We start from the raw sequence: 18,239 nt of genomic DNA, 5'->3' as shown, positions 1-18,239 counted from the left end.
GTCTTAGGTGGCTAAATCAGATAATCAAGTAAAAAGTCCTAAAACATTGCTTATTGTGCTTATGGCCGGGTTATTCCTGGCGATCTTGAACCAAACGCTTCTTAACGTGGCGATGCCGCACTTAATGACCGAGTTCGGTGTGAGTGCGACGACGATTCAGTGGCTGACGACCGGATACATGCTGGTCAACGGTGTTTTGATTCCGTTATCGGCCTTCTTAATTACCCGGTTCGGGCAAAGAAGCCTCTTTCTCGTAGCCATGTTCTGTTTTACAGCGGGAACGTTAGTCTGCGGAATCGCGCCTAACTTCTCAACCATGCTGATCGGCCGGTTAATTCAGGCGGTCGGCGGCGGTATCTTGCAGCCGCTGGTCATGACAACCATTCTGCTTATCTTCCCGCCTGAAAGCAGGGGGAAAGGAATGGGGATTTTCGGTCTTGCGATGATGTTTGCTCCGGCGGTCGGACCGACTCTTTCCGGCTGGATCATTGAGCATTACACATGGCGCATTATGTTCTACGGCCTTGTTCCGATCGGGGCGATCGTTATTGTCATAGCGTTTTTCCTCTTTAAGAACTTGGTGGAACCGCAAAAAATCAAACTCGACAGCTTGGGTGCGATTCTATCCATTGTCGGATTCGCCTCCTTGCTTTACGGAGTCAGTGAAGCGGGAAGCGACGGCTGGGGAGACCCAATCGTTCTGTCTACCGTCATTGTCGGTATCGTCGCGATTGCCGCGTTTGTCATTCAGCAATTGCGCTCTGAAAAACCGATGCTTGACTTCCGGGTATTTAAATATGATATTTTCTCACTTTCCAGTGTGATTAACATCATTATTACCGTTGCGCTTTACACAGGAATGTTCCTGCTTCCGATTTATCTGCAGAACTTAGTCGGCTTTACGGCGCTGCAATCAGGCCTCTTGCTATTGCCGGGCGCGATTGTCATGCTGATCATGTCGCCGATTTCCGGTATTCTGTTTGACAAAATCGGTCCGAGACCGCTTGCGATCGTCGGACTGGTCATTACGGTCGCAACGACATTCCAGTATACAAAATTGACAATTGACACACCTTATACGCATATCATGCTTGTCTATGCCATCCGCGCATTCGGTATGTCACTGTTAATGATGCCTGTAATGACAGCCGGAATGAACCAGCTTCCGGCACGGTTGAACAGCCACGGCACGGCGATGAGCAACACGCTCCGCCAGATCAGCGGTTCAATCGGAACAAGTTTGATCACAACGATCTATACGAACCGCACGACGATGCATTATTCGCAGATTGCGGATAAAACAAGCACGGCAGATCCAAGCTTCATGCAGTCGTTCCAAAGCGCGGTTTCGAATTTAATGGTCAACATGAACATGTCGCTTGATGCGGCGAAACAAACCGTTTATGCCTATCTCTACAAAACGGCTTCACTTAATTCCAACGTTATGGGAATTAATGACGCATTTATGTGGGCGACGATCTTTGCGGTTATCGGCGTAGTCTTGAGCCTGTTCTTGCGTGACGTACGGAAAGACAAACAGCGGGCGAAGAAAAAAGAGGAGCTGTCATTGCTTCCGGCCCCTAAAGAAGTGAAGGAATCTTAATCATCTGAATGGGAGGTTTCCTGAATGAAAATTTACGTAGTGTACGATAGTGAAGGCGAACACACAAAATACCTTGCCGAAGCCATTGCGGAAGGAGCAAGTGAAAACGCTGATGCTGAAGTCTTGATTGACCATGTCGATCAAGCCGACATCCGCAAGCTGAAGGACATGGATGCGATTATCTGGGGATGCCCTGGACACTTCGGCACCATCAGTTCAGGCTTAAAAGCGTGGATCGACAGACTCGGCTATTTGTGGGCTGAGGGCGAGCTGATTGATAAAGTCGGCGCCGTATTCTGTACGACTGCGACAACCCATGGCGGATTAGAAATGACAATGCACAATCTGATCACTCCTATGTTTCACCAAGGCATGATTGTTGTCGGTCTTCCCGGCAACGTTCCTGAAAATGCGCTGTACGGTTCTTACTACGGCGCGGGCGTCACATGCCCGGTTGACAGCGATGTGCTGATGACGGAAGAAGGCCTTCAATTAGGCCGTGCGCTTGGCAGACGTGTCAGCCAGGTCACAGGTAATTTAACTGCCGGACGACAGTAAGGAGAGGGTTATATGGCCATTATTATAGCGGTTATTGCTGCTGTCATTGTGATTGCACTTCTTATCACATTCAATGTCCGCAGCACTGCTGCAGGACAGGATGTCAAAGAAGAAAAGAGAGAAGCGATCGGCACTACAGCCGAACAGCCGGAAAAGCATGATCCGGCCGAGGAACGCTCAGCCGAGCATGTTCCCGTCGTTGTAAAATCTGAATCTCCCCGCGAGAAAAAGAATACAATGGGCGATGATGTGTACCGTCAGGCGCTTCAGAAGTTCAAGACTTCTGAGACGGATCAGGAAACAACAGATCCCGAAAGCGGCGGCAAAATGCAGGATAGCAGCTATCGTGATGCGCTGCTCTCCTTAAAAAACAAAAAGAAGTAATTGAAAAGGCAAATCTGCGTAAGAGCGGATTTGCCTTTTTTTTATTGAAGATATTGTAATTTGTGATGATCTAGTGTACTATGTGACTCATACACTGGTCCCGAATGGAGAGAGAAAGAATGACATCGTTTTTAGGTCTGCTGAAAAAAGATGCGAAGGTTTCATGGGTCTGGCTGGCGGTTTGGCTTTGCGGCATGATCTTCTGGGCGGCGGCAGCCCACGTTATTGCTGTCCGTCAGAAAGAACCGCTCGTCATTTTCGGCTTTTTTGCGGCAATGGGGTTTTTTCAATTTCTTGCGGCGCCGCTTTTTATGTACTATCACCTCCGCAAAGAAGGGAAAAATCAGCTGTGGCTTTACAATCCGAATGGCGGGTTTTATCTGCTGGCTTCCAAGCTGACGGCCTCACTGCTGTATCAGTTTATCGGGCAGCTGGCGCTGACCGGCTACGGTATTTGGATGTACCGGATGCTTGCTGCAAAAGGAGCGCTGGAACACACCATTCCCCTGGCCGGCACATTAACAGGACTGAATGCTTACCTGCTGATCAGCTCAGCATACTTATCTGTGATCGTGGCCATATTTTGGACTGTTTTTCACTCGTTAAAATATTTCCCCGTTCTCCGCTGGGTGATCTGCATCGTGCTTGCGTTTGTCTGGGCCTATATTGACGATAAACTCATTACGCCTTTCACTTCATCTCAACACGATCTATGGCCGGTAAAAGTGTATGCGAATTTTGAATTTCATTATACAAAATTGGCCGGCTGGACGATGGAGCTGAACGCCGTCCACATCTCGCTTTTCAGCTTCCTGGCCGTGATTGTGCTTGCGGCGCTCTGTCTCGCGCTGGCCTCAATGCTGCTGAATCGCAAGGTTGAGGTGTAATGATGAAGCATGAATTTCAATCATCAAAGCCGATTTATCTGCAAATTGCCGACCGTGTATATTACCGGCTGATTCGAAACGAGCTTTCGCCGGGTGACAAACTGCCGTCCGTAAGAGAGATGGCCGTGCAGATGAAAGTGAATCCGAATACGATACAAAGAACGTACAGTGAAATGGAAAGGCTGGGGATCGTGGAAACGAGAAGAGGACAGGGAACCTTTATAGCTGAAAGGCCCGATCTGAAAGAAGAGCTGAAAGACAGGCTGACAAAAGACGTATTCAAACGCTTTATTCAGGAAATGGCGGAGCTGGGGTTATCTCCTGAAGAAATGCTCGACGGGATCAAACAATATGCGGAGGAAGCAGACGATGAATCTTGATTTTGAACACGTTACAAAAAAATACGGCCGCAGGCTCGCGGTCAGCGATGTATCATTTTCATTGTCTCCGGGTAAGATCTACGGAATATTAGGACCGAACGGAAGCGGTAAATCAACAACGCTGAAAATGCTTGCCGGGCTTGCATTTCCCACCTCGGGCGCTGTTCGGATCGGCGGACGTGCCGTAAGCCGGAAAATGCTTTTTCGTACGGCTTATTTAACCGAACATGATACGTTTTTCGCCCGGACGACTGTCGGTGATATGCTCACATTTTATCATTCACAATTCCCGGATTTTCAGCTGGAAAAAGCACGGAATCTATTATCGGAAATGAATCTCTCAGCGGAGCAGAAAATAAAAGAGCTGTCTAAAGGCAGCCGGGGCAGGCTGAAAATCGTCCTGGCCCTGTCGAGAAAAGCATCCGTCATTCTGCTGGATGAGCCGTTTTCCGGTCTGGATCCGGCGGTCCGGGAAGCAATCGTCAACAGTCTCGTATCGTATATTGATTTTGACAGTCAGATCGTAGTTATCGCCACACATGAGATCGATGAGATTGAGACGCTTTTGGACGAAGTGATGGTGTTCAGAAAAGGGAAAATCGCTGAACGGCGTGAAGTCGAAGAGCTCAGGGAGCAGGAAGGAATGTCCGTGCTGCAATGGTATAAAAGCATTATGCAGGCGTACGAAAAAGAAGGGGGATTCTAATTGGAAACAGTATTGGAATTGCAACAGGTAAAGAAAACGATTAAAGGACGAACGATTATTCATGATCTGAGCTTCTCCGTCCGGGCAGGCGAAGTGTTTGGGTTTCTGGGACCGAACGGAGCGGGGAAAACGACTACGATCAGAATGATGGTCGGATTAATGAAACTGTCTCATGGAGACATCGTAATCTGCGGAGAATCCATTACGAAGAACTATGCAAAAGCGGTCAGGCATATCGGAGCCATCGTGGAAAATCCGGAGCTGTACAAATTCCTGAGCGGCTATAAAAATTTACAGCAGTACGCCAGAATGGTAAAAGGCGTTACGAAAGAAAAAATAGATGAGGTCATCGAGCTCGTCGGATTACAGGACAGAATTCATGACAAAGTAAAGACCTATTCTCTCGGGATGAGACAGCGCCTCGGTCTTGCTCAGAGTCTGCTGCATAACCCGAAGGTGCTGATTCTGGATGAACCGACAAACGGCCTTGATCCCGCCGGTATCAGGGAAATCAGAGATCATCTGAAAAAACTGACACGAGAAAAAGGAATGGCGGTGATCGTCTCGAGCCATCTGCTGTCCGAAATGGAATTGATGTGCGATCGAATCGGGATTTTGCAAAAAGGAGAGCTTGTTGATATTCAAAAGGTAAGAGATGAAGGAACAGAAGAAAAAGATACATACTTTTTCCATATTGAACAAAAGGAAGAGGCGCTTGCCGTCCTGAGTCAGTTTGACTGTGTGAAGAAGACAAGCGGCTTTGAGATCAAGCTGTCAAAACAGGAAGTGCCTGATGTGATTTCACTTCTCGTCCGTGAAAATATCCGCTTATATGAAGTGAAAATCATAACAAAATCTTTAGAAGACCGTTTCCTGGAAATTACCGGCGGGACGAAAGAGGAGGCTCAATATGCTTAAACTGATCTATAATGAATGGATTAAAATCTTCAGCCGTGTCGGCACGTGGGCTATGATTGTGATTTTAGGCCTTGCGATGACCGGCTTTGCACTTCTGTCAAACCACTTTACCTCCAACGAAGCCAATCCGAATTGGAAGCAGGAGCTCCAGGGTGCAAACAAAGAAATGAAACAGCAGATGAAGGAAACCGGAAATCAGACTGTCATTGATAGTCTGAAACAGAATATCGCGATAAATGAATACCGTATGGATCATAATATCCCCGAGGATACAGGGTACACCGTGTGGTCATACATAGCTGATTCTTCGATGATGACGGTTTTGACCGGCCTGTTCACGATTATCATAGCAGCAGGCATCGTGGCGAATGAGTTCAACTGGGGAACCATCAAACTGCTGGCCATCCGTCCGCTCAGCCGTTTTCAAATTTTGCTTTCTAAATATATGACGGTGCTGTTGTTCGGACTGTTGATGCTTGTGATTTTATTTGCCGGTTCCGCTCTGTTGGGATCGCTCTTTTTCGGTACAGGCGGAGATACTGCGGCCAATGTCCATCTCGTATACAAAGACGGCCGTGTTTTTGAACAAAATATCATCGCCTTTCTCGCTAAAACATATATCTATGAATCTGTCTCCGCTTTTATGCTTGCGACGATGGCGTTTATGCTGTCTGCGGTATTCCGGAACAGCTCGTTAGCGGTCGGATTCTCTATTTTTCTATTGGTTATGGGCAACACGGCGACTGTATTTCTTGCCACGAAATTTGAATGGACGAAATATATTTTATTTGCGAACACGGATTTGTCGCAATATATGAACGGGACTCCTTTAGTAGAGGGGATGACGATGACATTTTCGGTTGTGATGCTTGTGATTTACTTCATTATTTTTATGGCGCTCGCATTCGGCGTCTTCTTAAAACGGGATATTGCTACCTGATGTAAAAAAGCTGTTTTGCCTAGGCAAAACAGCTTTTTGATATAAAAAAAACCGCCGGCTTGCACCGGCAGGTTTTTTTAAGACATTTATGCTTTTGTTACGTTAGCAGCTTGTGGTCCGCGGTTTCCTTCAACGATTTCGAAAGAAACAGATTGGCCTTCTTCTAAAGTTTTGAAGCCTTCGCCTTGAATAGCAGAGAAGTGAACGAATACATCGTCTTGACCTTCTACTTCGATGAATCCGAATCCTTTTTCAGAGTTGAACCATTTTACTTTACCTTCTAACATGAAATTTCCTCCTAAAGCGACATAACGCTTAAATTCACTATTCTTGCTCTAAAACAAACTTCCAAGACGAAAACTCTTACAAAACTTTCTTCTTAAAGATAGTTCGAACAAAAATAATTACCTTTACTCTACCAGTAATCCGGAGAAAAAACAACTGCTAAATGTAACTTTTTTTGAAATAACATTTTTAAAGTCGAAATCGCGCGGATACGGAAGGCTGATCTGAGATTGAACAGCACATTTTGCAGCTCATAAAAGCCGCTCTCTACAACCTTAACTTAATCATGAGCCCGAATGCATGGTGCAGTGCTGCACATAAAAATAGATAGGGAGTAGGTCATCTTGAAGCTGCGGATTATAAAGAGTCTGGTTTCTCTTCATTTTGATCATGCCGCTTACTTCATGCCACGATCCCGCTTGGAATCGAGCCATTACTATCGGAATCAATGAATGTCATCCATTTATCTGGGGATTTGTCGCAAAAAAGTCGGAGAGGAAGGATTAGAACTTTCATTGGCGGCGCTTTCAGATTATGCCGAGGCTGATTTGGCACTTGCCGGCGGGGATTTTGATGCAGATACATTTCAAACCGTTGCTTATTTTAAATGTTTGCCGACTATTGGAAAAAAGAAGCTGCCCCTTTAAGAACGACGTATGCGGCGTGTGCTCGGCATTTATTCCAAGCAGTATAAACGGCTGAAGGATATACCGGACGAAGTGGATCATGCCTGATGAAGCTGCGGGTTTCGGCAGAGCGCTCTTTCTTATGCAGGAGGCGGGCTGATTACATAGAAAAGGCGTGACGCAGCAGTTTTCGCCAAAAAAGCAGGATTTCATGCGGCTGCAAGAACTCCTGTCTTTGTATCGAATATCAGGACAGCCTGATTCTCGTTTTCCAGCCGGGCGCCGTTGTCACTGAAAAGAAAGAATGATTCTCCCTGCGGCGATCATTCTTTTTTTTCAGTGCTGCACACTTGATTGCGTCCTGAGGTTTTCGCTTTGTACAGCATCCGGTCTGCGATCAGAGGCAGGGTCTGCGGATCCGCCGTATTTGTCGGATAGTGCGCGATGCCGATAGAAACGGTCACGAAAATTGTATCTCCGCTCGTCAGCAGAATCGGGTTCCCGTCCATCGTCTGCCTGATTTCTTCTGCGAGGTGAAGCCCTTTTGTATACGTGCAATTCGGTATAAGCACCGCAAACTCTTCGCCGCCGATACGGGCTGACGGATCAGAACTGCTGATTAAGAACCTCAGCCGCGTCCCCAGTTCTTTCAGCACTTGATCACCTTCATAATGGCCGTATTGATCATTGATCTGTTTAAAGTGATCAATATCTAAATAAATAAGCGCAAGCTGAGATGAGGATGATTGAGATGCCCGGTCGTACAGGACACGCGAGATCTCCTCGAATTTTCTTTTATTAAAAATCCCCGTCAGAAAATCATAATTCGCTTGAAACTTGTATTTCTTGAATAAAAGTCGGGCATCGGCTTCGTGTTTGATGATATACAGTGACAGCATTCCGCCCAAAGTGGAAATGAGCCAATAATAAACGAGGATCCCGGCAGGCTGTTCAGGCACAAGAAACAGCAGCGTCAGGGTGAAAATAACGTTTGAGAAAAGCAGCATAACGAACGCCTTTTTGCGATTCGGCTTTTTTCCTCTGAATACTGCCACAGAAAGTATGGCAATCATGCCGACTGCGGCGATGGAATAAATGGCGCTGGCATTGAAATTGATCAGGATACGGCCTGCCACAATAATGATAAAGGCAACTGCCGTAGACACCCAGCCTCCGTAAAGAGCGGCGATGATAATCGGGATATTTCTGAGATCAATGATAGAATCAGAGTAAGAAAATCCGAAAGCAATCAGAAAAACCCCTAAAAGCCCGCAAGCCGCCCCCTTCAGTAATTGAAACATCGGACGGTCTTCTTTATACGACAGCGACTCTTTAAAAAGAAGGGTGAAGAGATAATTAAATGTGATTAAAATCGTCAAATTAAGAAACAGTTCCTTCAGCATAACAATCACCCTTATATAAGTTACTAAAGAAAGGGTGGAAAGAAAAGAGAAAAGTCTATAAAAATACATATATTGTAAAATCATACTTGACCGATCGGAATTCATATAATATAGTGTGTAAGGATAATGAGCAAGGGAGTGTTTACCTGTTTTGGAGAATTTATTTGTAGTCTTACATGTTTTCATTATGCTTCTGCTTATAGCAGGTCTGTTTGTGATGCAAAAAAAACACGTTTCCTTTTCTAAACGTGTCTTTACCGCGCTCGGATTAGGCATTGTATTCGGTTTTGCACTGCAATTGATTTACGGACCGGCTTCACATATCGTGACACAAACAGCTGATTGGTTTAATATCGCCGGCGGCGGTTATGTCAAGTTGCTCCAGATGATCGTCATGCCGCTTGTCTTTATTTCCATTCTGGGCGCATTTACGAAGCTGAAACTGACCCATAACATCGGAAAAATCAGCGGCCTGATCATCGGAATTTTGATCGCCACGACAGCAATTGCCGCGGCAGTCGGAATTGTTTCGGCGCTTTCCTTTGATCTGAAGGCCGTTCATATCGACCAGGGGAGCACTGAGCTATCAAGAGGCCAGGAGCTTCAGCAAAAATCGGAGGATATGACGGCTAAAACGCTTCCTCAGCAAATCGTTGAGCTTCTGCCGGGAAATCCGTTTCTTGATTTCACCGGGGCCAGACCGACTTCCACCATCGGAGTCGTTATTTTCGCCGCTTTTCTCGGCATCGCTTTCCTTGGCGTGAAACGGAAGCAGCCGGAGCACGCCGCGACATTCAGCGGAATTGTCGATGCGGTTTACGCGATTATTATGCGCGTCGTGACATTAATTTTAAGACTGACGCCTTACGGGGTGTTGGCGATTATGACCAAAACGATCGCGACAAGCGACATCGACAGCATTGCGAAACTGGGGATGTTTGTGATCGCATCATATGCCGCGCTTATCGTCATGTTTATCATTCACTTGCTGCTGATTACGTTCAGCGGTTTAAATCCGATCACATACGTGAAAAAAGCATTTCCGGTCATGGTGTTTGCGTTTACGTCCCGTTCAAGCGCAGGGGCTTTGCCGCTCAATATTAAAACGCAAAAAAGCATGGGCGTACCGGAAGGAATTGCGAACTTCGCCGGTTCATTCGGCTTATCGATCGGTCAAAACGGCTGTGCCGGCATTTATCCGGCAATGCTCGCGATGATGATTGCGCCGACAGTGGGGCAAAATCCGTTTGAACCCGGATTTATTATTTCGGTCATCGCGATAGTGGCAATCAGTTCGTTCGGTGTAGCAGGCGTAGGAGGCGGCGCGACATTTGCGGCTCTTCTCGTCTTATCCGCTTTAAATATGCCTGTTGCGCTTGCCGGGCTGCTCATCTCAATTGAGCCGTTAATTGACATGGGGCGCACTGCCTTAAATGTCAGCGGCAGCATGACCGCGGGACTGTTAACAAGTAAAATGACGAAGGAAACCGATACCTCGGTTTACAATGATTCCTCAATCGTCGTTGAAGCTGAAGAAGCTTAAAAAGAGGATCATCAGCAAAAACCAGCCGTGACGCATCACTTTGCTGTGAAGCCGCACTGTATGGTTAGCAAGATCTTTCCTCAATCTGAAAAGCCTTAACTTCACCTGAAGTTAAGGCTTTTTTAGCGGGAACAACATTATCCGCTCCCCGGCGTTATGATTAAGGGAACTTCTTCAAATCGGTTAAAAAACGAAGTCGCGTATTTTTAATGATTTCCGGGTTCCAGATCTTCCAGCATATTCATCACGGTGCTGTCATTTAAAACATTTACCGCGCTTTCTTCAAAGTGAATCGGCTCCGTATAGTGAGGCTTTGCCGAAGTCTCTTTTCGGCGGTCCGCCTGTCCGTCCGTATGGCTCCGGCTATGTTCATGAGACGATGAAGATGAGCCGGAGTGTTGGCCGGAAGTCTGCTCATGCCGCTGTCCGCCGGATTCTCCGCCGAAAGCCTGTTTGATCATCTCGGCGGGCTGCATGGAGCCGCTTGGTGAATGCCGTGCTTTGTCCGTGTGCCGCTGTCCGCCGGATTCTCCGCCGAAAGCCTGTTTGATCATCTCGGCAGGCTGCATGGAGCCGCCTTGTGAGTGCCGTGCTTTGTCCGTGTGCTGCTGTCCGCCGGATTCTCCGCCGAAAGCCTGCTTAATCATCTCAGCAGGCTGCATGGAGTGTGCGTCATCTTTATGCTGCATTCGGCCTGAAACCATTCCGGTGATTTTGCGGCGGATTTCCGGTGATAAAGCTGCAATCAAAAGTGATGAGCCGATCAGCAGCGCTGTCGGGCTGATGCCTTTTTTTTGTCTGAACAAGTTAAATCCCTCCTCATTCTAGTGATTACATTTATCTTTTCCTTTCCTTCTGATATTTATCCAAACCGCTCAAAATGCAAACGGAGTGCATAAATCCAGCCGAATAGAAAAACCTATACGTAAAGTGAGAAAGGAGGAATTCACATGATAAAAAAACAAGCAGTTATCTCTGCCCTTCTTCTGCCGATGCTGATTACAGCAGGGTGCAGTATGGGAAACCAGGGAGAAGGAAAACGAAATGACAACCGCACCCAAAATGTAAATTACCGCAACACGCCTAACGACGGTGCGACAAATATGAATACAGGGAACCGTCATAACCAAAACACCGCAGATCACAATAACGACCGTAACCTGAGCGTTGCCGATAAAGCCGCAGACAAGGTGACTGATCTGAAAGAAGTTAAAAATGCAACTGTGATCATTGCCGGAAACACCGCTTATGTTGCTGTTGTTTTGACAAACGGGCAAAAAGGCGCCATCGCCAACCATTTGAAAAATAAGATTACCGATAAGGTGAAATCAGCCGATAAACATGTCCGGACAGTATATGTATCAGCGAATCCGGATTTCGTGGAACGTATGCAAGGCTACGGAAAACGAATCAAAAACGGCCACCCGGTATCCGGTCTGTTTGATGAATTCGGCCAAATGGTGCAGCGTGTATTCCCAACCCCCAATAAATAAATGAAATGAATGGAAAAGCCGCATTTGCTGCGGCTTTTTTATTTTATCTGCCGTCACGGCCAAACCTTCCGGCGCATAAAGTAAAGAATGAGATGAAAATTGAAGGATCGGGGAGGGAGCTTGTTTGCGTGACGGCATGGGGAAACGGGCGGCATTCACTCTGATCCTGTGCGGGGTCCTTGTCATATTGGCTGTCAGTTCAGCCATTTCGGTAAGTTTGATGTACGTCCTGTCGGGCCAAAACAGCCGCTTTGTTCCGACGAAGGAACAAGTGACTGAACACATGAATAAAGAAATTTACAAACATACAGCGATTTACTATACGGCGGATGAAAAGCCGCTCTTGGACCTGACCAAGCTTACGTTAGACTACGCAAAGCGTATCAATCAAATCATTGTCGGCTATAAAGGAACAGCGCCTCTTGAACTTATTTTCTTTGCGGATGAAGCTGAAATTGAGCAATATTCCGGCTTGAAAAACGTAGTCGGTTTTTATTCAGAGCAGGAGCAGATGATGGGGCTTTTGCCTGAAGAGAAAAAACAGCTTTTGAAAAAAGATGAGCTGGCCGTTTTTATGTATAAACAATTGATTATTCATGAATATACGCACTATGCGTTTCATCAAAAAACGCGGCAAATGGGAACGTCTACGTCTGAATTTCCGCTTTGGTTTCATGAGGGGCTGAGCGAATGGGTTGCGCATTATGATGTAGTCATTGATCCGATTGCATTTTCCGTCGTGCCGTTTGATCAATTAACGACCGACCGAAAATGGCAGAAATCGCGGATGGTATATGAGACGGATGTATATTTGCAAAGCTTCTATATGATAAAGGATTTAACCGATACATTCGGAGAAGGCATTATCTTAACCATTATCAACAAAACCGCCGAAACACAGGATTTTGAAAAAGGCTTTGAAGCGGCCGCCAAAGAAACCCTGAAACAGTTTGAACGTGATTTCACAAAAACATATGAAAAAAAGAAAACGGCATTGGAGAGTCGGGTATCCAACGCCGTTTCTTAATCAATGCAGGTTTTGCTGCTGTCCCATTTGTCCTTTAATCGGAGGCATTTGCGGCTGTCCCTGAGCCGGCCCGAATGAATTCAGCATCGTCTGCATATCTTGTGCATTAAGCTGAGGAACCTGATAATAACCGTGTTTGTTTTGGTACAGGAAGATTTCAAATGCCATTTCAACATATTGCTGAATTTGGGCGGAGAGCACTCTTCTTGTCACGGGATTGGTCATTTCAAGCGAGCTCATCGTCAAAAGAGAAGCTTGAGCTTTAATCAGGCCGAGCATATGGCCGCTTATCCCGAGATCTTTGACATCATTTAATGATTGATTCGGTTTTTTCGGCTGTGTCGCTTTTATGCCGTACACGGCTTGGTTCTGTTCCTTCATCATATATGTCGAAGTTTCCTGAGAAGGCTTTTGGCCGGTCTTAAAGCATTCTGCCGTCAGATTATAAAGTCCGAGAATGAATTGGTATTGGCGGTCAAGAATATCCGCCAGCTGCTGATCCTGTATAAATTGTCTGAGCATCATAAATTGATCCAGGACGCCGACTGTTCCGGCCAGGACTTCATGCATATCGAAAAGCTCATGTCCTCCGTGATTCACTTGCGGTGAACCCGGCATCCCCTGATTTACTGGCGGCTGCTGCTGATTCTGCTGCTGTTCCACTGATTGTTTTCCTCCTTCATGTCAAATCATCATTAAGATGTGAAAAAAGCTGATCCGTTATACATGCAGACCTATTTCGTTACATGGGGACTATTTACTATTTTGCGCCAGTGAAGACAATCTTTACAAAAAAGTGGTGTGATTTTTAAGAAAATAAGCTAACGTATTTCTTAGAAGACAAGGGGGGAAATGAATGAAGAAAAAAAGGGGGATGCGTCTTTCGTGCTGTTTGCTGATGGTTTGTTTTATGGTCTCCGGCGTGAAAGATGCGTCAGCAATCGGACAAGCCGGACCGCTGAATGAGAGTAGAACGGCTAAGGCGTATCAAGACCAGCAGACTGAAGACACCGGCCGTGTCCCGCTCAGAATCATCAGCATGAATGATCTGCACGGAAAAATTGATCAGCAATATGAGCTTGATCTTAACGGAGATGGTAAACCGGATGGCACGTTCGGCCGAATGGACTACGCTGCGGCGTACATTAAAAAAGCAAAAGCCGAAAAAGAACATGCCTTCGTGGTGCATGCGGGCGATATGATCGGGGGCAGTTCTCCCGTGTCAGCCCTTTTTCAAGATGAACCGACAGTAGAACTGATGGAAGACATCGGGTTTGACGCCGGGACTGTCGGCAATCATGAATTCGATGAAGGAACAAATGAGCTTAAACGGATCATCAATGGAGGAGATCATCCGGACGGAAAGGGGACAAGCGGTTATGACGGCCAAAATTTCCCGCTCGTCTGCGCCAACTGTAAACTAAAATCAGGAGAGCCCTTTCTGCCGCCGTATGAAATCAAATACGTTTCCGGAATTCCGGTTGCATTTATAGGAGTTGTAACCAGATCGGCAGCAGGAATGGTCATTCCGGACGGAATTAAAAACATCACGTTTACGGATGAGGTAAAAGCCGTAAATGACGCCGCCGCTGACCTGAAGAAAAAAGGAATTAAAGCTATCGCCGTGCTCGCCCATATGTCTGCTGAACAAAACGGCAGTGCGATTACGGGAGAAGCCGCAAAGCTTGCCGCCGGGACAGACTCAGAGATTGACGTGATTTTCGCCGCGCACAATCATAAAGTCGTAAACGGAGAAGTCAACGGCAAGCTTATCGTGCAGGCATTTGAATACGGAAAAGCAATCGGAATCGCCGATCTTGAACTTGATAAAGAGTCGAAGGATATCGTGAAAAAATCAGCGGAGATCCAATATATCGACCAAAGTAAAATCAAGCCGGACCCGGATGCGGCAGGCATATTAAGCAAATATGAAGAGAAAGTGAAACCAATTATCAGCGAAGAGGTCGGGGAAGCGGCCCATGATATAACGGGCGGCTATTCAAATGACGGCGACACGGCGCTTGGAAATCTGATTGCCGACGGTATGAAAGCGAAGATGAAATCCGATTTTGCGCTAATGAATGGCGGCGGCATCCGGGACGGCATAAAAAAAGGGCCGATTACATGGGGAGACCTTTATAATGTTCAGCCGTTCGGCAATGTGCTGACGAAGCTTGAAATCAAAGGAAAAGATTTGCGGGAGATCATCAACGCGCAAATTTCTCCGGTTTACGGACCGGATTACAGCATCAGCGGATTTTCCTATACATGGAACCCGGAAACCGGAAAAGCGATTGATATGAAAATGGCGGACGGGACAGACATACAGCCCGAGAAAGGATATACATTAACAGTCAATCAATTTATGGCAACGGCAGCGGGGGCAAAATACGGCCCGATCGGGAAACTCGGCAAGAATCCGGTGACGGGGCCTGAGGATTTGGAAGCGACAGTAGACTATGTCAAAAGCTTTTCCGCTCCGATTTCTTATCAAAGCAACGGCCGCATCCGCACGGCATCCGCAACCGAAACACCTGATGACACCGGCAGTCAGCCGGGAAGCGGGGAAACACCGGGCGGCACCAGACCCGATAAAACAGAAAAACCCCAAGCGGAAAAACCCGCTAAAAACCCGGATGCTGCAAAACAGCCTGATCAAGCAAAAAACCCAGAGCGTCCCGTTATAAAAGAAACAGCTTCCAAAACCCGTCCGTCTCCGGCTGCAAATCCGGAAAAAAGCACAGAACAGACTGAAAGCGGCACACAAAAAGGCCGCCCGTTGCCTGACACTTCAGCGGGCAGCCATCAGACGGCACTGGCCGGACTGGTGATCACAGGCGCCGGCGTATACTGGCTTTTCAGAGGGAAAAGGAGCAACCGCACACCATGAATAAACTGAAACATATTCCGCTTCTTGTCATCATTATCGGTGTCATCGTCACATGCTACGGAAGCTGGAAGATCGTCGATTCACATATGAAGACAAACCAATCGCTTCAAGAAGCAAAAAAAACGGCTGAACCCGTTCTGGCAAAGAAAGAAACGAATAGAGCCGTTTTGGCGCAGCGCAAAAAAGAATTTCATCCTAAAACAGGTGAAGCAAGCGGTATTTTAGAAATCCCTAAAATTGATGCTGAGCTCCCGATCTTGGAAGGGACTGACGCAGACGATTTAGCAAAAGGCGTCGGCCATTATAAAGACAGCTATTATCCGGATGAACACGGCCAAATCGTATTATCCGGCCACAGGGACACGGTGTTCCGACGGACCGGCGAACTGAAAAAAGGAGACAGGCTGAACGTGATTCTGTCTTACGGCGCGTTTTCTTATAAAATCAGCCATACAAAAATCGTCAGCCGGGATGATACGTCCGTCATCACCCTTCAGCACGAGCGGGAGGAACTGATCCTGACCACTTGCTATCCGTTTTCTTACATCGGAAATGCACCGAAACGATATATTATATATGCTTACCCGGTTTAAGAAAAATACGTGTCGGCAAAGTGTGCCAGATCAGCGGGCATAGGCGCTTCGGCAATGATTTCTTCTCCGGAGACCGGATGGACGACGCTGACCTTTTTGGCGTGAAGCGCCTGTCTGTGAAACAGCGCCCGGCTTCCGCCGTACAGGTCATCTCCCGCTAACGGATGGCCGATGCTTGCCATATGCACTCTGATTTGATGTGTTCTTCCGGTTTCCAATTCAAGCTCGACCAGAGAAAGCTGCGCGCCGGAATGATAGCCTTTTACCTTGTAATGGGTGACGGCGGCTTGTCCGCCGGGTGAGACGCGCCGTCTGACGGAATGTGACCTGTCGCGGCCGATCGGCGAATCAACCGTGCCTTTTTTCGGCGTCACTTTTCCTTCCGCTGCGGCGATATAGGTTCGTTTTAATGTTTTGGTTTCAAGCTGCCGATCGAGGATGGCATGAGCCAGGCGGTGTTTAGCGAAAACGACCGCACCTGACGTGTCCCGGTCAAGCCGGTGAACATGGCGGACTTTCGCTTGTTCGCCGTTGATTTGAAAATGGTAAGCGATCAGATTGCTGAGGGTTCCGGTCTGACCCTCTTCATTCGGATGAGTCGGCATCCCCGCCGGCTTATTTGCAATCAGCATATGATTGTCCTCAAATAAGATTTCCGCTTCCCCGTATTCCGGGATCACCGATGACTCCGTTTTTTCCTGAAGATCAATGAACAGGCGGTCTCCGGTTTTCAGGATGATGTTGTTTTTGGGAGATGTGCGATTGACCTGAATGCTTTCTTGGTTCATCCATTCGGTTATCACGGGTTTTGATGCCTGAAATTCTGATTTCAGGACTGAAAACAGCCATTGTCCGGCGTGCTTTTCCGTTATCAGAAGTTCCAGCCCGCGGTCATTTTGTTTCATATCATAAAGCTCCTTTTTCAAGCGGAAAGCGGCTGTTTCAATAGGAAACACTTACCTTAGCTTTCGCGTTTTTTTCTGTGCTATTCTTGATAAAGATTAAGGATATTCACATGGCAAGAAAGGTGATTGATGTGAGAATTGTCAACGCAGCGACTGACGGACAAGAAAGCGCGATACAAGAGCTTTCCTCTGAACTGTTCCAAAATGTCTTTCCTCTTTATTTCTCCGAACTGGAAATGCAGCGCTTTAAAAAAAGGGGCGTATTGTCTTTACAAAACCAACTTTACCAAGGAACGTTAAAAGAAGCATTTCAAATTATGGCTTGTCTGCAAACGGTACATATCATGCTGTCAAAGCCGCACGCGGTATATGATGCCAAAGAGCGGGCGCTGTTTGATAAAAATTGCGCTTTGCTGAATGATTGCGGAATGAATTTTCCGTTTACCTATGATGATTTCGAGACAAGAGCCGAATCAGAAGCCTGCGGTCACAGAAGACTGATCTGACGGATGTAAAGAGCCTTTTTACAGGCTCTTTTTTGCTTCTTTGACATGATACCACAATTTCTTTCCTCTAACTCCCTTTATAATGAGACAAACCCCTGAGCATAATAAATGGCGAAAGGGGTGCTTTACAATGAGTTCAATCAAACAATCAATGACTACCCACGTGGCTACCGTTTCTCCCAATCAAACGATTCAGGAAGCGGCCGCGCTGATGCATCAGCATAATGTCGGAGCGATTCCCGTCGTTGACGGAGGGGAATTAAAAGGAATGCTGACAGACCGTGATATCGCATTGAGAACAACGGCTCAAGGCCGCGACGGCCAAACACCTGTTTCGCACGTGATGTCTTCTAAAGTAGTATCCGGAAACCCGGAGATGAGTCTTGAAGAGGCGTCACACCTGATGGCCCAACACCAAATCCGCCGCCTTCCCATTGTTGATCAAAATCATTTGGTCGGGATCGTTGCGCTTGGAGACTTAGCGGTCGATCAGCGTTCAAACGAGTCTGCGGGAGCAGCTCTTTCTAATATTTCCAGCCAAAACTCACAGTAACGGATCAAGAGAGCTTGCATTCATGCAGGCTCTTCTTTC

At 46.9% G+C, this 18,239-nt stretch carries 21 protein-coding genes; 16 read left to right on the top strand and 5 right to left on the bottom strand.

What is annotated here, in order from left to right; genetic code table 11:
• The first annotated feature begins 7 nt into the window (after positions 1-7).
• The 8 genes from ACXN9U_RS09975 (at position 8) to ACXN9U_RS09940 (ending at position 6,376) form a co-directional block, all read left to right on the top strand.
• Entirely contained in the window at positions 8-1,603 is a 1,596-nt protein-coding gene (locus tag ACXN9U_RS09975; protein ID WP_060963221.1) for an MFS transporter, read from the top strand.
• Positions 1,604-1,627: 24 nt separating this feature from the next.
• Positions 1,628-2,161: an NAD(P)H-dependent oxidoreductase gene (locus tag ACXN9U_RS09970; RefSeq protein WP_016938430.1), complete on the top strand. Its 534-nt coding sequence runs from the start codon at positions 1,628-1,630 to the stop codon at positions 2,159-2,161.
• A gap of 12 nt (positions 2,162-2,173) precedes the next feature.
• On the top strand, positions 2,174-2,545 hold the full coding sequence (locus ACXN9U_RS09965) for a hypothetical protein (protein ID WP_438421488.1): 372 nt from the start codon (positions 2,174-2,176) through the stop codon (positions 2,543-2,545).
• A gap of 119 nt (positions 2,546-2,664) precedes the next feature.
• Complete coding sequence (locus ACXN9U_RS09960) at positions 2,665-3,432, top strand: hypothetical protein (protein ID WP_489201581.1); 768 nt, start codon at positions 2,665-2,667, stop codon at positions 3,430-3,432.
• Between the two features lie 2 nt (positions 3,433-3,434).
• Positions 3,435-3,812: a GntR family transcriptional regulator gene (locus ACXN9U_RS09955; RefSeq protein WP_029575338.1), complete on the top strand. Its 378-nt coding sequence runs from the start codon at positions 3,435-3,437 to the stop codon at positions 3,810-3,812.
• On the top strand, positions 3,802-4,518 hold the full coding sequence (locus ACXN9U_RS09950; protein WP_489201580.1) for an ABC transporter ATP-binding protein: 717 nt from the start codon (positions 3,802-3,804) through the stop codon (positions 4,516-4,518). The genes ACXN9U_RS09955 and ACXN9U_RS09950 overlap by 11 nt, the downstream gene beginning before the upstream one ends.
• Complete coding sequence (locus ACXN9U_RS09945; protein WP_489201579.1) at positions 4,519-5,436, top strand: ABC transporter ATP-binding protein; 918 nt, start codon at positions 4,519-4,521, stop codon at positions 5,434-5,436.
• Positions 5,429-6,376, top strand: coding sequence for an ABC transporter permease (locus ACXN9U_RS09940; protein ID WP_489201578.1), 948 nt, complete (start codon positions 5,429-5,431; stop codon positions 6,374-6,376). The genes ACXN9U_RS09945 and ACXN9U_RS09940 overlap by 8 nt, the downstream gene beginning before the upstream one ends.
• Positions 6,377-6,462: 86 nt before the next feature.
• Here the strand turns inward: ACXN9U_RS09940 and cspB are convergent, their stop codons facing one another.
• The gene (cspB, locus tag ACXN9U_RS09935; RefSeq protein ID WP_003155376.1) at positions 6,463-6,663 is read right to left on the bottom strand and encodes a cold shock-like protein CspB; all 201 of its coding nucleotides are present in this window, start codon (positions 6,661-6,663) and stop codon (positions 6,463-6,465) included.
• A 450-nt stretch (positions 6,664-7,113) separates the two neighbouring features.
• Between cspB and ACXN9U_RS09930 the strand changes: the two genes are divergently transcribed.
• A complete protein-coding gene (locus ACXN9U_RS09930; protein ID WP_489201577.1) occupies positions 7,114-7,308 on the top strand; it encodes a MetQ/NlpA family ABC transporter substrate-binding protein in 195 nt (64 codons plus the stop codon).
• Between the two features lie 302 nt (positions 7,309-7,610).
• Here the strand turns inward: ACXN9U_RS09930 and ACXN9U_RS09925 are convergent, their stop codons facing one another.
• On the bottom strand, positions 7,611-8,690 hold the full coding sequence (locus ACXN9U_RS09925; RefSeq protein WP_489201576.1) for a GGDEF domain-containing protein: 1,080 nt from the start codon (positions 8,688-8,690) through the stop codon (positions 7,611-7,613).
• Between the two features lie 151 nt (positions 8,691-8,841).
• Here ACXN9U_RS09925 and ACXN9U_RS09920 point away from each other — a divergent pair, with 151 nt between their 5' ends.
• Positions 8,842-10,233 carry an L-cystine transporter gene (locus ACXN9U_RS09920; protein WP_082761611.1) on the top strand — a complete coding sequence of 464 codons (1,392 nt, stop codon included), beginning with the start codon at positions 8,842-8,844 and terminating at the stop codon, positions 10,231-10,233.
• A 206-nt stretch (positions 10,234-10,439) separates the two neighbouring features.
• On the opposite strand, the gene ACXN9U_RS09915 is transcribed toward ACXN9U_RS09920, so the two are convergent.
• Positions 10,440-11,039, bottom strand: coding sequence for a hypothetical protein (locus tag ACXN9U_RS09915; RefSeq protein ID WP_060963214.1), 600 nt, complete (start codon positions 11,037-11,039; stop codon positions 10,440-10,442).
• A 144-nt stretch (positions 11,040-11,183) separates the two neighbouring features.
• On the opposite strand from ACXN9U_RS09915, the gene ACXN9U_RS09910 reads away from it, so the two are divergent.
• A complete protein-coding gene (locus ACXN9U_RS09910) occupies positions 11,184-11,726 on the top strand; it encodes a YhcN/YlaJ family sporulation lipoprotein (RefSeq protein ID WP_060963213.1) in 543 nt (180 codons plus the stop codon).
• A gap of 124 nt (positions 11,727-11,850) precedes the next feature.
• Complete coding sequence (locus ACXN9U_RS09905; protein WP_060963212.1) at positions 11,851-12,753, top strand: hypothetical protein; 903 nt, start codon at positions 11,851-11,853, stop codon at positions 12,751-12,753.
• Here ACXN9U_RS09905 and ACXN9U_RS09900 read toward each other — a convergent pair whose 3' ends face one another.
• Entirely contained in the window at positions 12,754-13,416 is a 663-nt protein-coding gene (locus ACXN9U_RS09900) for a spore coat protein (protein ID WP_489201575.1), read from the bottom strand.
• A gap of 193 nt (positions 13,417-13,609) precedes the next feature.
• On the opposite strand from ACXN9U_RS09900, the gene ACXN9U_RS09895 reads away from it, so the two are divergent.
• Both ACXN9U_RS09895 and ACXN9U_RS09890 read left to right on the top strand, forming a co-directional pair.
• Positions 13,610-15,643, top strand: a complete 2,034-nt coding sequence (locus tag ACXN9U_RS09895; protein ID WP_224988510.1) for a 5'-nucleotidase C-terminal domain-containing protein — start codon at positions 13,610-13,612, stop codon at positions 15,641-15,643.
• The gene (locus tag ACXN9U_RS09890; RefSeq protein WP_224988508.1) at positions 15,640-16,236 is read left to right on the top strand and encodes a class D sortase; all 597 of its coding nucleotides are present in this window, start codon (positions 15,640-15,642) and stop codon (positions 16,234-16,236) included. The genes ACXN9U_RS09895 and ACXN9U_RS09890 overlap by 4 nt, the downstream gene beginning before the upstream one ends.
• On the opposite strand, the gene ACXN9U_RS09885 is transcribed toward ACXN9U_RS09890, so the two are convergent.
• The gene (locus ACXN9U_RS09885) at positions 16,233-17,141 is read right to left on the bottom strand and encodes an RluA family pseudouridine synthase (protein WP_060963208.1); all 909 of its coding nucleotides are present in this window, start codon (positions 17,139-17,141) and stop codon (positions 16,233-16,235) included. The two genes, ACXN9U_RS09890 and ACXN9U_RS09885, sit on opposite strands and share 4 nt — an antisense overlap.
• A gap of 110 nt (positions 17,142-17,251) precedes the next feature.
• On the opposite strand from ACXN9U_RS09885, the gene ACXN9U_RS09880 reads away from it, so the two are divergent.
• On the top strand, positions 17,252-17,647 hold the full coding sequence (locus tag ACXN9U_RS09880) for a DUF5365 family protein (protein ID WP_224988504.1): 396 nt from the start codon (positions 17,252-17,254) through the stop codon (positions 17,645-17,647).
• Between the two features lie 130 nt (positions 17,648-17,777).
• On the top strand, positions 17,778-18,200 hold the full coding sequence (locus ACXN9U_RS09875) for a CBS domain-containing protein (RefSeq protein ID WP_016938414.1): 423 nt from the start codon (positions 17,778-17,780) through the stop codon (positions 18,198-18,200).
• Positions 18,201-18,239 lie beyond the last annotated feature (39 nt).

This window comes from Bacillus sp. BACIII (assembly GCF_057836745.1).
This window is presented reverse-complemented; position numbering and strand designations above follow the sequence as displayed.